The following is a 13,906-nucleotide window of genomic DNA, read 5'->3' on the forward strand; positions in this document are numbered from 1 at the left end:
GTCGGCTCGCCGGTTCGGCGGCGGGCTGGCGCGGTGGACCGGCCGGCGCCCGAGCCGACCGCCGGGCCCGCGCTGCGCGCGCCCGGCCGGGACGTGTCCGACGACGACGCTGCCCCGGGTGGCCGGTCCGAGGCGCGCCGGCAGTCGCGCGAGCGTCGCCGCCTGCGGGCGGCGGTGCTGGCGCTGGTCAGCATCGTGCTGCTCGGTGCGGTGCCGCTCTTCTTCGGCATCCGTACGCTGAGCCGTGACCCGGTCTTCGACAACCTGGACCAGCTGAACGTGCCGGGCTGGGCCGCCGCGAAGACGGTCGACGACGTCAGTGGCAGCCGCTGGTGCCTGCTCGACTGCCGGCTGCGCGAGCGCACCGTCACCTCGGAGAAGTCGCCGGAGGAGACGGCGCGGGTCTACGAGAGCGCGCTGCGCCAGGACGGCTGGCAACCGTGGAAGGTGGCCCGCTGCCCGGAGCCGGAGACGAAGGGCAGCTACACCTGCTGGCGTCGTGACGAGCTGACCCTCGACCTGTGGGTACGCGAGCCGACCTGCGTGCCGCCGCCGGTCGACAACAAACCGGCGGTCGTGCCGTCTCCCGAGCCGTCGGCCGCTGCGGCGGAGTGCGCCGGCTCGTTGGTGTCGGTGAAGGTACGCAACGCGATCGACGACGAGCGGACCAGGCCACAGCCGAGCACCGATCCGTCACTGACCGGAGAGGATCCGTTCCCGACCGTCAGCGCGGACCCGCTGGGTGAGTTGACGCCCTCACCGTCGTGAGCGGGTCTCCATCACGGACGGTAGGGTCTGGGGCTGGCGGGCCCGAGCCCCGCTGCCGCTGACCGGTGACGGCTCGGCGGGCCCGATACGGGTACCACGGTTGTGTGTTCCGGGGGCGTCGGGTCCTGAGGAACTCTGCTTGAGGAGGACAGGCGTGGGCGACATTGGTGAGGTTGCGGCGCTGGTCGCGGCGTGCGCGTTCGCGGTGCTGGTGCTCATCCTGACGCTGCCCATCCTGCGGCTGCGGCACACGGTGGACGCCACCACCCGGATGATCAACGACCTCAACGATCGGACCGCGCCGCTGCTCGGTGACGTGAACACCACGGTGAAGAACGTCAACACCGCCCTGGAGCAGGTGCAGACCTCGCTCGACGGCGTGAACCTCCAGCTGGCGAAGGTCGACACGATGACCAGCCACGCGCAGAACGTCACCGCGAACGTCGCCAACCTGGCCACCGTGGTCTCCGCCGCGGCCGCGAACCCGCTGGTCAAGGTGGCCGCGTTCGGCTACGGCGTGCGCCGTGCCGCCGCCAGCCGCCGGCACGCCGAGACCGAGCGCGAGGTGCGCGACACCATCAAGCAGCAGCGGCGGGCCGCCCGGCGCGGCAACCACTGACCGGCCGGTCCACCAGGAGGTAGCGAGACATGAGGCGGTTGTTCTGGCTCGGCATCGGTCTGGCCGTCGGCGTGGTGGTGGTCCGCAAGGCGACCCGGACCGCGCAGGCGTACACCCCGGCCGGCATCGCCAGCACGTTGTCGGAATCCGCTGGCGGGCTGGTCGAATCGCTGCGTAGCTTCGTGGAGGACGTTCGGGTTGGGATGGCCGAGCGCGAGCAGGAGATCCACCAGGCGTTCGCCCAGGGTGAGGCGTTCGACGACCAGTTCGCCGAGTTGCGGGAGGACCCGCGGATCGGTGATCGAGAAATCTTTCCGGAGGAACACCAGCGATGAAGACGGCGGAGATCAAGCGGCGGTACCTCGCCCACTTCGAGGCGAACGGCCACGCCGTGGTGCCGTCCGCTCCGCTGCCCGCCATCAGCGATCCGAACCTGCTGTTCGTCAACGCCGGTATGGTGCAGTTCGTCCCCTATTTCCTGGGCCAGCAGACCCCGCCGTACCAGCGGGCGGTCAGCGTGCAGAAGTGCATCCGCACCCCGGACATCGACGAGGTCGGCAAGACCAGCCGTCACGGCACGTTCTTCCAGATGAACGGCAACTTCTCCTTCGGTGACTACTTCAAGGAGGGGGCGATCCCGCTCGCCTGGGAGCTGATCACCAAGCCGCAGGACCAGGGCGGGTACGGCCTCGACCCGGAGCGGGTCTGGCCGTCCATCTATCTCGACGACGACGAGGCGTTCGAGATCTGGCGCTCGATCGGCGTGCCGGCCGCGCGGATCGTCCGCCGGGGCAAGGCGGACAACTTCTGGTCGATGGGCATTCCCGGGCCGTGCGGCCCGTCCTCGGAGCTGTTCTACGACCGGGGCCCGGAGTACGGCCGCGAGGGCGGCCCGGCGGTCGACGAGGACCGCTACATGGAGTTCTGGAACCTCGTCTTCATGCAGTTCGAGCGGGGTCCGGGCACCACCAAGGACGACTACCCGATCCTGGGTGACCTGCCGGCGAAGAACATCGACACCGGCATGGGCCTGGAGCGGATGGCCTCGATCCTGCAGGGCGTCGACAACCTCTACGAGATCGACGAGGTCCGGCCGATCCTGGCCCGGGCGGCTGAGCTGACCGGCAAGCGCTACGGCGCGCACTCCGGCCACGTGGCCAGCGAGTCGCACCCGGACGACGTCCGGCTGCGGGTGATCGCGGATCACGTGCGGACCGCGCTGATGTTGATCGGCGACGGCGTGACCCCGAGCAACGAGGGGCGCGGTTACGTGCTGCGTCGGATCGTGCGCCGGGCGATCCGGTCGATCCGGTTGCTCGGTTGGCAGGAGCGGGCGCTGCCTGAGCTGCTGCCGGTGGCCCGGGACTGCATGGCGCCGTCGTACCCGGAGCTGGCGACCGACTTCGACCGCATCTCACAGTACGCGTACGCCGAGGAGGAAGCCTTCCTGTCGACGCTGCGCGCCGGCACCACGATCCTGGACACGGCGATCGCCGAGACCCGCACCGCGGGCGGCGCGGCGCTGTCCGGGGCGAAGGCGTTCCAGCTGCACGACACGTACGGCTTCCCGATCGACCTGACCCTGGAGATCGCCGCGGAGCAGGGCCTTCGCGTCGACGGCGAGGGCTTCCGCCGGCTGATGGCCGACCAGCGGACCCGGGCGAAGGCGGACGCGCAGGCCCGCAAGACCGGGCACACCGACGTGTCGGCGTACCGGTCGGTGCTCGACGCGGACGGCCCGGTGACGTTCACCGGGTACAGCGAGGTGGCGCGCGAGTCGCGGGTGCGGGCGCTGCTCGGCGAGGACGGCCCGCGCCAGGCGGCGACCGAGGGCGACACCATCGAGCTGGTGCTCGACACGACCCCGTTCTACGCCGAGGGCGGTGGTCAGCAGCCCGACCAGGGCATGATCACCGTGGGCGGTGGTCAGATCGAGGTGTTCGACGTGCAGCAGCCGGTGCCCGGCCTGATCGTGCACCGGGCCCGGGTGATCCGGGGTGAGGTGCGTGCAGGCGAGACCGGCTTCGCGGAGATCGACGCCACCCGGCGGCGGGCGATCTCCCGGTCGCACACCGCGACCCACCTGGTGCACCAGACCATGCGCAACTTCCTCGGCGACTCGGCTACCCAGGCGGGTTCGCTGAACGCGCCGGGCCGCCTGCGGTTCGACTTCAACACCCCGACCGGTGTGTCGCCGAGCGTGCTGCACGACGTGGAGCAGCAGGTCAACGAGGTGCTCCTGGCCGACCTGGAGGTGCACGCCTTCATCACGTCGCTGGACGAGGCGCGGCGGATCGGGGCGATGGCGCTCTTCGGTGAGAAGTACGGCGAGGAGGTGCGGGTCGTCGAGGTGGGCGACTACGCCCGGGAGCTGTGTGGCGGCACGCACGTGGCCCGCTCGGCGCAGCTCGGCCTGGTGAAGATCCTCTCCGAGTCGTCGATCGGCTCCGGCGTCCGTCGGGTCGAGGCGCTGGTCGGCATGGACGCCTTCGGCTTCCTGGCCCGCGAGCATCTGCTGGTCTCCCGCCTGGCCGAGCTGTACCGGGTGCCGAACGACCAGGTCGCCGACCGGGTGGAGCAGACCGTCACCCAGCTCCGGGACGCGGAGAAGGAGCTGGAGAAGCTGCGCGCCCAGCTGGTGCTGGGCGGGGCGGCGGCGCTCGCCGCGCAGGCCAGGGACGTGCGCGGGGTGGCGTACGTGGGCACCGAGGCGCCGGAGGGCGCGGCCGGCAACGATGTGCGGACGCTGGCCCAGGAGATCCGCGGCAAGATCGACCCGTCGCGGCCGGCGGTGGTCGCGGTGGCGGCTCGCGCGAACGGCAAGGCGTCCCTGGTGGTGGCGGTCAACCAGGCCGCTCGCAGTCGGGGCCTGGCCGCCTCGGATCTGGTGAAGGCGGCGTTCTCCGGGCGCGGCGGGGGCAGCCCCGATCTGGCCCAGGGCGGCGGCCTGCCGGCGGCCGAGGCGCCGAACCTGTTGCTCACCGTCGAGAAGGCGGTCACCGAGGCGTGATGGACGACCATTGTTCGACCAGGGCGGGCCGATCGGTCCGCCCTGGTTCGTTCGGGCCCAGGGGTGACGGTCGGTGACTGAGCTGACGCGTGGGGTGCGGATCGGGGTGGATGTCGGTCAGGTCCGGGTGGGGGTGTCCCGCTCGGACCCGGACGGCGTGCTGGCGGTACCGCTGGTCACCCTGGCCCGCGACCTGACCGCGGCGCCGGACGCGGTGCCGAGCGACCTCGCCGAGCTGGCGGCGCTGGTGGCCGAGCACGAGGCCGTCCAGGTTGTCGTCGGCCTTCCGGTCAATCTCGCCGGGAAGCACGGCCCGGCCGCTGTCCACGTGAAGGCGTACGCTGACCGACTGGTCGATGTGATAGCGCCCGTCCCGGTAACGCTCACTGACGAGAGGATGTCGACCGTGGTCGCTTCTCGTAGGCTTGCCGAGCGTGGCGTTCGGGGCAAGCGTCAACGTGCGGTTGTCGATCAGGCGGCCGCAGTGGAGATTCTGCAGAGCTGGCTGGACGCGCAGCGGAGGCGGACGTAATGATCGACGATCTGGATCTTGGGTTCGACGAGCCGGAGCGGGGGCAGAAGGGTCGGCACCGGCACGGCTTCGTCCGCAAGCGCAAGGGCGGGTCCGGGGGTCGGGGCAAGACATTCCTGGCCCTGCTGCTGGCCCTGTTCCTGCTGGGCGGCATCGGCGGCGGAGCCTTCTACGGCTTCGACCGGATCCAGAACTACTTCGTCACCCCGGACTACGACGGCGCCGGCGCCGGTGAGGTCACCGTCGAGATCAAGCAGGGCGCACTGCTCGCCGACATGGCCGACGCGCTGGTCGCCGCCGACGTGGTGAAGAGCCAGAAGGCGTTCGTCGAGGCCGCCGAGGCGAACTCGCGCAGCAAGAACATCCAGCCGGGCACGTACAAGCTGCGCAAGCAGATGAGCGGCGCGAGCGCCGTCACCGCGATGCTCGACCTGAAGAACAAGATCGTCAACGGCCTGACCATCCCCGAGGGCCGCACCAGCTTGAACATCTACAAGCTGCTCTCCGAGAAGACCAAGATCCCGGTCAAGGACTTCCAGGCCGCCGCGAAGGACCCGGAGGGGCTCGGCGTCCCGGAATGGTGGTTCAAGCGCGACGACGGCAAGAAGGTCGTCAAGTCCGTCGAGGGCTTCCTCTACCCGGACACGTACGAGATCCCGCCCAAGGCCACCGCGGAGAGCATCCTCAAGCTCATGGTGGACAACTTCCTGTCGGTGACCGGCGAGATGAAGTTCGCCGATCGGGTGCAGAAGGAACGCAAGGTCAGCCCGTACGAGGCGTTGATCGTGTCCTCGCTGGCCCAGGCCGAGGCGGGCAACAAAGACGACCTGGGCAAGGTCGCCCGGGTGGCCTACAACCGGGTGTACGGGGAGTTCCCCTGCAACTGCCTGGAGATGGACGTCACGGTCAACTACTACCTGGAGTCGATCGGCAAACCGACCAAGAGGTCCGCGGACATGACGGAAGCCGAGCTGACCGACCCGAAGAACCCCTACAACCGCAAGCTGCGGGGCCTGATCCCCACCCCGATCAACAACCCAGGCAAGGAAGCCTTGGCAGGTGCGATGGATCCGCCACCGGGCAAGTGGGTCTTCTTCGTGGCGATCGACAAGCAGGGCCACTCCGAGTTCGCCGAGACGTCCGAGCAGCACGAGCGCAATAAGGCCAAGGCTCGGGAGGCCGGCATCATCTGATGACGCTGCGACGACGGGCGGCGGTGGTGGGCAAGCCGATCGCGCACTCCCTCTCCCCGGTGATCCACACCGCTGGCTACACGGCGGCCGGGCTGGTCGGGTGGTCGTACACCCGGATCGAGTGCGCGGCGGCGGAGCTGTCGGACCTCGTCGCCGGTCTCGGTCCGGAGTGGGCCGGGCTGTCGGTGACCATGCCGGGCAAGGAGGCGGCGCTCGCGGTGGCCGCGGAGGCGTCGCCGGTCGCGGTCGCCGTCGGCGCGGCCAACACGCTGGTACGCCGGCCCGACGGCTCCTGGTACGCGGACAACACCGACGTCGCGGGCATGGTCCAGGTGCTCACCGTGGCCGGGGTGACGCCCGGCGCCAGCGTCACCGTGCTCGGCGCCGGCGGCACCGCCCGCGCGGCCCTGGCCGCCGCCGCCCGACTCGGTGCGACCTCCACGACCGTGGTGGCCCGGCGGGCGGTGGCGGTCGACGAGCTGCGACCGGTGGCGGCGGCGGTCGGGGTGGAGCTGACGGGAGTGGCCTGGGAGCACGCGGCCGCGCGGGCCGGTGCCGACGTCGTGGTCTCGACCGTGCCGAAGGGGGTTGCCGACCCGCTTGCTGGGACGGTTCACTGGCGACCGTCCACCGTGCTCTTCGAGGCGCTCTACGATCCGTGGCCGACACCGCTGGCCGCGTCCGCGCTCGCCGCCGGCTGCCCGGTGGTGTCCGGACTCGACCTGCTGCTCGCCCAGGCGGTGGGCCAGTTCGAGCAGTTCACCGGGGTGCCCGCGCCGGTCGAGGCGATGCGTGCGGCGCTCGCCGCGGCACGGCGCTGAGTTGGGCGACGCCGCCGTCCGGGTCCGCCGACCAGGTGGGCGTAACCGACGCGCCGCCAGGTCGTTTGCCGGCCCTGCTTGCCTGTACGCGACCTCTCTTATGCTTTGGTTAAGTCGTGTCGTAGGTTCGGTTTCCTGCGCGCCACGAGTGTCGCCGGTCGATACGCTGCTGCCGGTAATCGCCGCCTAGACAGGGAGTGTTCCTTGAGCAGGCACGGAGTCGACCACGCCGCACCGGGTGCAGGAAAGCGACGCAAGGCCGTCGTCCTCAGTGTCCTGAGTGCCGGCGTGGTGGCCACGATGATGCCGCTGACGGCGGCGGAGGTGTCACCGATCGTGCTGACCGCGGCGGCGGACACCACCGCCACGCAGGTCGCGCAGGACGGCGACAACGGCGTCAAGACGACGCTGGCCAGCTGCCCGCGACTCTGCGACGGCAACCGCAACGGCCAGCGCGACGCGCTGCTGGAGTTCGCGGTGCGCGGCCTGCCCGCCGACGCAGTGAACGTCCGGGCCACCCTGCGGGTGTACGCCTGGCAGCAGTTCGCCTCGCGGGTGCGGGCGCACCCAGCGCAGGGCAGCGCCGCGGGGGCGGGCGCCTGGGCCCAGCGGCCCCCGATCGGCGATCGTCGCCAGCTGGGGAAGATTCGTCAGGTCTCGGTGGGGTCGGGCAGCGACTGTCGCCCTGGTGGCAAGCCTCGTGACGAGCATCTCCGAGGTGCCCGCTTAGCGAGCCGAAGCGGCACCTCGTCCCAAGCCGGCCGAGGTACTTGAGCATCCGGACGAGATCGCTGCTCTCGTCACCGCCCGGATGACCGGCCAGCTGGTCCGGATCACCGGCATGACACGGAGTTGGCTGAGTACGTCGCCCACCCCAACGGGCAGATCGAGGCGAAGGTTCACGCCGGTCCGGTCCGGATGCGGCAGGACGGGAGGTGGGTCCCGATCGACCTCACCCCGCAACCCGCGGCGGACAGCTCCGTCCGAGCCCTCGCACACCCGTTGGAGCCAAATGGAACCGCCGACCGACGATCACCGGGGCCGCCGTCGTTGTCCCGGCTCGACCTTGACCAAGCGCCCACCTCCGTCCCGGTGCCTGCTCGCTCGGACCAACGCGATGCGAACATCTGGCCGGTGGGGGTGAGAAGCGGCCCGAGCAGTAGCGCTTCCAGCTACCCAGCCCAATGAACTCGTTCCATCAGTGCTCATCAGCAGTTTCCAGCGACCACTCCCACACGTCGAGGTTCGCGTCAACGTCCGCGTCCGCAGGGCGGGACGCGCCGGGCGGCACGTCGGGGCGGCCACCGGCCGTGACAGACTGACCGCTGTGTTGCGCTGGTTGACTGCAGGTGAATCGCACGGTCCCGCCCTCGTCGCGCTGCTGGAGGGGGTGCCGGCCGGCATCGAGGTGAGCACCACCGAGATCGCCGACGAGCTGGCCCGCCGGCGGCTGGGCTACGGCCGTGGCGCCCGGATGTCGTTCGAGCGGGACGAGGTCGACGTGCTCGGCGGCCTGCGGCACGGCGTCACCCTGGGCAGCCCGGTGGCGATCCGGGTGGGCAACTCCGAGTGGCCGAAGTGGCGCACGGTGATGGCCGCCGACCCGGTGGACCCCGACGAGCTGGCCCGGCAGGCCCGCAACGCGCCGCTGACCCGCCCCCGGCCGGGCCACGCCGACCTGGCCGGCATGCAGAAGTACGGCCACACCGACGCCCGGCCCATCCTGGAGCGGGCCAGCGCCCGGGAGACCGCGGCCCGGGTGGCCGTGGGCGCGGTCGCCAAGGCGCTGATCCGGCAGGCGCTCGGCATCGAGATCGTCTCGCACGTCGTCGAGCTAGGCCCGGTTGCCGCGAAGTCCGGGCTGCGCCCGAGCCCGCAGGACGCCGCCCGGATCGACGCCGACCCGCTGCGCTGCCTCGACCCGGAGGCCAGCGCCCTGATGGTCGCCGAGGTGGACGCCGCGAAGAAGGCCGCCGACACCCTCGGCGGCGTGGTCGAGGTGCTGGCGTACGGGGTGCCGCCGGGGCTGGGCAGCCACGTGCAGTGGGACCGCAAGCTCGACGCCCGACTGGCCACCGCGCTGATGTCGATCCAGGCGATCAAGGGTGTGGAGATCGGTGACGGCTGGCAGCAGGCCCGGTCCCGCGGCTCCGAGGCGCACGACGAGATCATCCCGTCGGCGACCGGCGTCCGCCGGGTCACCGACCGGGCCGGGGGGCTCGAGGGCGGCATCACCACCGGTGAGCCGCTGCGCGTCCGTGCCGCGATGAAGCCCATCTCGTCGCTGAACCGGGCCCTGGCCACCGTGGACGTCACCACCGGCGAGCCGGCCACGGCGATCAACCAGCGCTCGGACGTCTGCGCGGTTCCCGCCGCCGCGGTGGTCGCCGAGGCGATGGTCGCGCTGGTGCTGGCCGAGGCGGCCACCGAGAAGTTCGGCGGGGACTCGGTCGCCGAGATCCGCCGCAACGTGACCGGCTACCTCGACGCGCTGGTCATCCGCTGATGGCGCCGGTCGTCGTCCTGGTCGGTGCGCCCGGCTGCGGCAAGACCACGGTCGGGGAGGCGCTCGCCACGGCCCTCGGGGTGGAGTTCCGCGACACCGACACCGACATCGAGCGGATGGCCGGCAAGCCCATCCCGGAGATCTTCATCGACGAGGGTGAGGAGCACTTCCGTACCCTCGAACGGGCCGCGGTGGCCGCGGCGCTGGCTGCCAGCCCGGGGGTGCTCGCCCTCGGCGGCGGCGCGGTGCTGGCCGAGGAGACCCGCGCCGCCCTGGTCGGGCACCGGGTGGTGCACCTCTCGGTCGAGCTGCCCGACGCGGTGAAGCGGGTCGGGCTGGGCGCCGGCCGCCCGCTGCTGGCGATCAACCCGCGCGCCACCCTCAAGCACCTGATGGACCAGCGCCGGCCGCTGTACGCGGAGGTGGCCACCGCGACGGTGGCCACCGACGGCCGGACCCCGGCGGAGATCGTCGCCGAGATCGCCGCGCTGCTCACCCGCTGACGCCGGCCCGGCCGGTGCGCGACCGGCCGGGCGGCGGGCGGGGCGGTTCCCCGTTCGCGGGGCCTCTCCTCAGCCTCGGGCGGCGGCGTCGAGCACGTCGGCCAGGGCCTTCGGCTCGCTGAGCATCGGCCAGTGCCCGGTCGGCAGCTCGAACAGCTGGCCACCGGCCAACCCGGTGAAGAACGGGTGCCGCTCGGCGATCATCTGCCGCACCACCGCCAGCGGGAAGGTGCTGGCGACCAGCGCGGTCGGGACCGGCCGACCGCCGGTGCGGCGCACCGGTTCGGTGGCGGCCCGCAGCGGCTGCGGGGTGGCCCGGGCACGCAGCAGGGCCAGCGTCGGTTCGTCCAGCCCGGCCAGGTTGGTCGGGTCGGCGTCCGGGTCGAAGGCCGGTGGCGGCAGCAGGTGGCCGGTGCCGATCGCGGCCCGAAGCTTCTCCTGCTCCTCCGGCGGCACGGTGTCGAACTGCGCGACGCCGTCCGGCAGCGGCCCGCTCTCCACGTAGACCACCCGGGCGATCCGGTCCGGGATGCGGTCTGCCGCCTGGGCGACCGGCATGCCGCCGCCGGAGTGCCCGACCAGCAGCACCTCGCGCAGGTCCTCGACCTCGATCAGCCGGACGATGTCCGCGGTGTGCGTCTCCAGGCCCACCTCCGGCCCGCCCAGGTGGTCCCGCTCGGCCAACCCGGTCAGCGTCATCGGATACACCTCGTGCCCCTGCGCGCGCAGCGCCGCGGTCACGTCCCGCCACGCCCAGGCGCCCAACCAGAAACCCGGCACCAGCACGAACGTCGCCATCTGTCGCTCCTTCTCTCGGTTACCGGATGACCGTACGATCGAAACCGGACAGAATCCGCCCGGTTTCGAGGAGTTGTCGGTGTCGCATCCCGCCGGCCGCGTGCTGGCCCTGCTCGAACTGCTGCAGACCCGGCACCGTTCGACGGCCGCTGATCTCGCGGGCTGGCTAGGCGTGGACGAGCGCACCGTGCGCCGGTACGCGGCCACCCTGGTCGAGCTGGGCATCCCCGTCATCGCCGACCGGGGCCGCTACGGCGGCTACCGGCTGCACCCCGGGTACAAGCTGCCGCCCCTGATGCTCACCGACGACGAGGCGGTGGCCGTGCTGCTCGGTCTGGTCGTCGCCGAACGGGTCGGGCTGGCCACCGAACTGCCGGCCACCGCCACCGCGCTGGCCAAGATCCGCCGGGTGCTGCCGGTGGCGCTCGCCGACCGGCTGACCGCCGTGCAGGAGCACCTCGGCTTCACCCTGCGGCGTACGGAGCCGGAACGGGGACCGGCGTCCGGCACCCTGCTCACCCTGGCCGCGGCCGCCCGACACCGGCAGCGGGTGGCGCTGGACTACCGCTCCTGGCGAGGTGAGTCGTCGCACCGCGAGCTCGACCCGTACGGGCTGGTCTTCCACGCGGGCCGCTGGTACGTCACCGGCCACGACCACCGGCGCGGGGAGGTCCGCACCTTCCGGCTGGACCGGATCGGCGCCGTGACGCCCGGCGTGGCGACGTTCACCGTGCCGGACGGCTTCGACCCGGTGGCCCGGGTGACCCGGTCGCTGGCCGGCGTGCCCTACACGCACGAGGTCGAGGTGCTGCTGGAGACCGACCTGGTCACCGTTCGACGCCGCGTCCCGCCCACCGTGGCCGAGCTGACCGCCACCGGCGACGGGGTGCTGCTGCGGGCGCGGGCGGAGAGCCTGCCCGGCATGGCGGCGCTGCTGGCCGGGCTGGGCTGCCCCTTCACCGTGCGGCACCCGGACGCGTTGCGCACCGCCGTGGCCGAGCACGCCCGTGCGCTGGCGGACTGGGCCGCCCGGCCAGCAGGTGGGCGGCCGCCCTCGCCACGCCGGCCGCTGGACTAGGCTGCCGGCGATGGACGAGGTGACCCGGATCCCGGTCGGCGGCGAACGGCCGTACGACGTGCTGGTCGGACGCGACCTGTTGGACACGCTGCCCGGGCTGCTGCCCGGCGCGACCCGGGCGGCGGTGCTGCACGCGCCCCCGCTCAAGGGGCTGGCCGATGCGCTCGGCGAACGGCTGCGCGCGGCCGGCGTCGAGCCGCTGCCGATCGAGGTGCCCGACGCCGAGGGGGGCAAGCAGATCGACGTGGCCGCCGCCTGCTGGGATCGGCTCGGCGCGGCCGGCTTCACCCGTACCGACGCGGTGGTCGGTGTCGGCGGCGGCGCGGTGACCGACCTGGCCGGCTTCGTCGCGGCCTGCTGGCTGCGCGGGGTGCGCTGGGTGCCGGTGGCCACCTCACTGCTGGGCATGGTGGACGCCGCGGTCGGCGGCAAGACCGGGATCAACACCGCCGCCGGCAAGAACCTAGTGGGCGCGTTCCACCCGCCGGTCGGCGTGCTGGCCGACCTGGCCACGCTGGACAGCCTGCCCGCGGTCGACCTGGCGGCCGGGCTGGCCGAGGTGGTCAAGTGCGGCTTCATCGCCGATCCGGCGATCCTGGATCTGATCGAGCGTGAGCCGGCGGCCGCCACCGACCCGCGCGGGGCGGTCACCCGGGAGCTGATCGAGCGGGCGATCCGGGTCAAGGCCGACGTGGTCTCCGGTGACCTGCGTGAGTCGGGCGTGCGGGAGGTGCTCAACTACGGCCACACGCTGGCCCACGCGATCGAGCAGGTCGAGGGCTACCGCTGGCGGCACGGCCATGCCGTCGCCGTCGGCCTGGTGTACGCCGCCGCGCTGGCCCGGCTCGCCGGCCGGCTGGACGCGCCGACCGCCGACCGGCACCGGGTCACCCTGGCCGCGCTCGGCCTGCCGGTGAGCTACCCGGCCGACGCCTGGTCGCAGCTGCTGGCCGTGATGCGGGTGGACAAGAAGGCCCGCGGCAGCCGGCTGAGGTTCGTGGTGCTGGACGGGCTGGCCCGCCCGGCAATGCTCGAGGGCCCGGACGACGCGCTGCTCGCGGCCGCCTACCGGGAGGTGGGCACGGCGTGAGGGTGTACGTGTTGAACGGGCCGAACCTGGGCCGGCTGGGCACCCGCGAGCCGGCGGTGTACGGCGCGACCAGCTACGCCGACCTGGTGGCGCTCTGCGAGCGGACCGGCCGGGAGCTGGGGCTCGACGTGACGGTCCGGCAGACCGACGCCGAGCACGAGCTGCTCGGCTGGCTGCACGCCGCCGCCGACGAGGGCGCCGCGGTGGTGCTCAACCCGGCCGCCTGGTCGCACTACTCGTACGCGGTGCGGGACGCCTGCGCCATGCTGCGCGGGCCGTTGGTCGAGGTGCACATCTCCAACATCCACGCCCGCGAGGAGTTCCGGCACCACTCGGTGATCTCCGCGGTGGCGACCGGGGTGATCTGCGGGCTCGGCATCGACGGCTACCGACTCGCCCTGCACCACCTGGCCACCCGCTCCAGCTGAGCAGCACTCGGGCTCTGGCCCGCAGCCCCCGCCGCCGTGGTGGCCTGGTGGCCTGATGGCTTGGTCGCCTGATGGCTTGGTCGGCGGTGATGCCGACAGCTCGCGAGCAGTCGCCAGGTCTCACCCATCGTGATGCCCTCTCCTCGTCACCGAGCGTCACGATTGACATCGGCGGCTCCGACCCCCGCCGGTGGAGAGCGTTCCTGGTTCGCGTCCTTTGCTCTGCTTCAACGGACGCAACAGAGGCGGTGAGCTGCGGATATGTGATTTTCGTCGGGGTGTCGGGTGCTCGTCCGCGCCTCACGGACCGTGACTGTTGCGTCGGGTGAAGCAGAGCAAAGGGCGTGGGGGTGGCGGGCGGCTTGAGGTGCCAGCGTGACGATCTGTCACGGTTCTCGGGTCCCTGTCGCCAGCACCGGTCGACGCCCGAACGACGGCGGGTAACGCGCCTCGACGCAGCTAGGGCGTGTTTCAGAAGTGCTGGCCGGCCTGCGCCGGGCCCAGCCGCCGCCCGGCAGCGTTGTCGCGGTGTCCGGATACAACACCGGTATCCGGACACC

14 protein-coding genes are annotated in these 13,906 nt (G+C 72.2%); 13 read left to right on the forward strand and 1 reads right to left on the reverse strand.

Going from position 1 to position 13,906, the window contains the following annotated elements:
* The first annotated feature begins 93 nt into the window (after positions 1–93).
* From ACWD6N_RS35895 to ACWD6N_RS35940, 10 genes are all read left to right on the forward strand, one after another.
* A complete protein-coding gene (locus ACWD6N_RS35895; protein ID WP_387325896.1) occupies positions 94–768 on the forward strand; it encodes a hypothetical protein in 675 nt (224 codons plus the stop codon).
* A gap of 154 nt (positions 769–922) precedes the next feature.
* Complete coding sequence (locus ACWD6N_RS35900; RefSeq protein ID WP_354964220.1) at positions 923–1,387, forward strand: DUF948 domain-containing protein; 465 nt, start codon at positions 923–925, stop codon at positions 1,385–1,387.
* A 29-nt stretch (positions 1,388–1,416) separates the two neighbouring features.
* Positions 1,417–1,722: a hypothetical protein gene (locus ACWD6N_RS35905; protein ID WP_354964221.1), complete on the forward strand. Its 306-nt coding sequence runs from the start codon at positions 1,417–1,419 to the stop codon at positions 1,720–1,722.
* Positions 1,719–4,397, forward strand: coding sequence for an alanine--tRNA ligase (gene alaS, locus ACWD6N_RS35910; RefSeq protein ID WP_354964222.1), 2,679 nt, complete (start codon positions 1,719–1,721; stop codon positions 4,395–4,397). Before ACWD6N_RS35905 ends, alaS begins: the two co-directional genes overlap by 4 nt.
* A gap of 73 nt (positions 4,398–4,470) precedes the next feature.
* On the forward strand, positions 4,471–4,929 hold the full coding sequence (gene ruvX, locus ACWD6N_RS35915) for a Holliday junction resolvase RuvX (RefSeq protein ID WP_354964223.1): 459 nt from the start codon (positions 4,471–4,473) through the stop codon (positions 4,927–4,929).
* Complete coding sequence (gene mltG / locus ACWD6N_RS35920) at positions 4,929–6,122, forward strand: endolytic transglycosylase MltG (RefSeq protein WP_387325687.1); 1,194 nt, start codon at positions 4,929–4,931, stop codon at positions 6,120–6,122. Before ruvX ends, mltG begins: the two co-directional genes overlap by 1 nt.
* A complete protein-coding gene (locus ACWD6N_RS35925) occupies positions 6,122–6,943 on the forward strand; it encodes a shikimate dehydrogenase (protein WP_354964225.1) in 822 nt (273 codons plus the stop codon). Before mltG ends, ACWD6N_RS35925 begins: the two co-directional genes overlap by 1 nt.
* Before the next feature lie 204 nt (positions 6,944–7,147).
* Positions 7,148–7,717, forward strand: coding sequence for a hypothetical protein (locus tag ACWD6N_RS35930; RefSeq protein WP_354964226.1), 570 nt, complete (start codon positions 7,148–7,150; stop codon positions 7,715–7,717).
* Positions 7,718–8,270: 553 nt separating this feature from the next.
* Positions 8,271–9,449: a chorismate synthase gene (aroC, locus tag ACWD6N_RS35935; RefSeq protein WP_387325683.1), complete on the forward strand. Its 1,179-nt coding sequence runs from the start codon at positions 8,271–8,273 to the stop codon at positions 9,447–9,449.
* Positions 9,449–9,952, forward strand: a complete 504-nt coding sequence (locus ACWD6N_RS35940; RefSeq protein WP_354964228.1) for a shikimate kinase — start codon at positions 9,449–9,451, stop codon at positions 9,950–9,952. Before aroC ends, ACWD6N_RS35940 begins: the two co-directional genes overlap by 1 nt.
* Before the next feature lie 69 nt (positions 9,953–10,021).
* On the opposite strand, the gene ACWD6N_RS35945 is transcribed toward ACWD6N_RS35940, so the two are convergent.
* A complete protein-coding gene (locus tag ACWD6N_RS35945; protein ID WP_354964229.1) occupies positions 10,022–10,750 on the reverse strand; it encodes an alpha/beta fold hydrolase in 729 nt (242 codons plus the stop codon).
* Between the two features lie 79 nt (positions 10,751–10,829).
* Here ACWD6N_RS35945 and ACWD6N_RS35950 point away from each other — a divergent pair, with 79 nt between their 5' ends.
* From ACWD6N_RS35950 to aroQ, 3 genes are read left to right on the forward strand one after another with little or no spacing between them, the layout of a single operon-like run.
* Positions 10,830–11,828, forward strand: coding sequence for a helix-turn-helix transcriptional regulator (locus ACWD6N_RS35950; RefSeq protein WP_354964230.1), 999 nt, complete (start codon positions 10,830–10,832; stop codon positions 11,826–11,828).
* 10 nt (positions 11,829–11,838) lie between these two features.
* Positions 11,839–12,918, forward strand: a complete 1,080-nt coding sequence (aroB, locus tag ACWD6N_RS35955) for a 3-dehydroquinate synthase (RefSeq protein ID WP_354964231.1) — start codon at positions 11,839–11,841, stop codon at positions 12,916–12,918.
* Positions 12,915–13,346 (forward strand): type II 3-dehydroquinate dehydratase, encoded by a 432-nt coding sequence (gene aroQ, locus ACWD6N_RS35960; RefSeq protein ID WP_354964232.1) that lies wholly within the window; start codon positions 12,915–12,917, stop codon positions 13,344–13,346. The genes aroB and aroQ overlap by 4 nt, the downstream gene beginning before the upstream one ends.
* Positions 13,347–13,906 lie beyond the last annotated feature (560 nt).

It is taken from the genome of Micromonospora sp. NPDC005163 (assembly GCF_053599835.1).

Coding starts and splice junctions, on each gene's coding strand:
- ACWD6N_RS35940 (WP_354964228.1), top strand. CDS start 9,449: ATGGCGCCGGTCGTCGTCCTGGTCGGTGCGCCCGGCTGCGGCAAGACC.
- aroB (WP_354964231.1), top strand. CDS start 11,839: ATGGACGAGGTGACCCGGATCCCGGTCGGCGGCGAACGGCCGTACGAC.
- mltG (WP_387325687.1), top strand. CDS start 4,929: ATGATCGACGATCTGGATCTTGGGTTCGACGAGCCGGAGCGGGGGCAG.
- ACWD6N_RS35905 (WP_354964221.1), top strand. CDS start 1,417: ATGAGGCGGTTGTTCTGGCTCGGCATCGGTCTGGCCGTCGGCGTGGTG.
- ACWD6N_RS35925 (WP_354964225.1), top strand. CDS start 6,122: ATGACGCTGCGACGACGGGCGGCGGTGGTGGGCAAGCCGATCGCGCAC.
- ACWD6N_RS35945 (WP_354964229.1), bottom strand. CDS start 10,750: ATGGCGACGTTCGTGCTGGTGCCGGGTTTCTGGTTGGGCGCCTGGGCG.
- alaS (WP_354964222.1), top strand. CDS start 1,719: ATGAAGACGGCGGAGATCAAGCGGCGGTACCTCGCCCACTTCGAGGCG.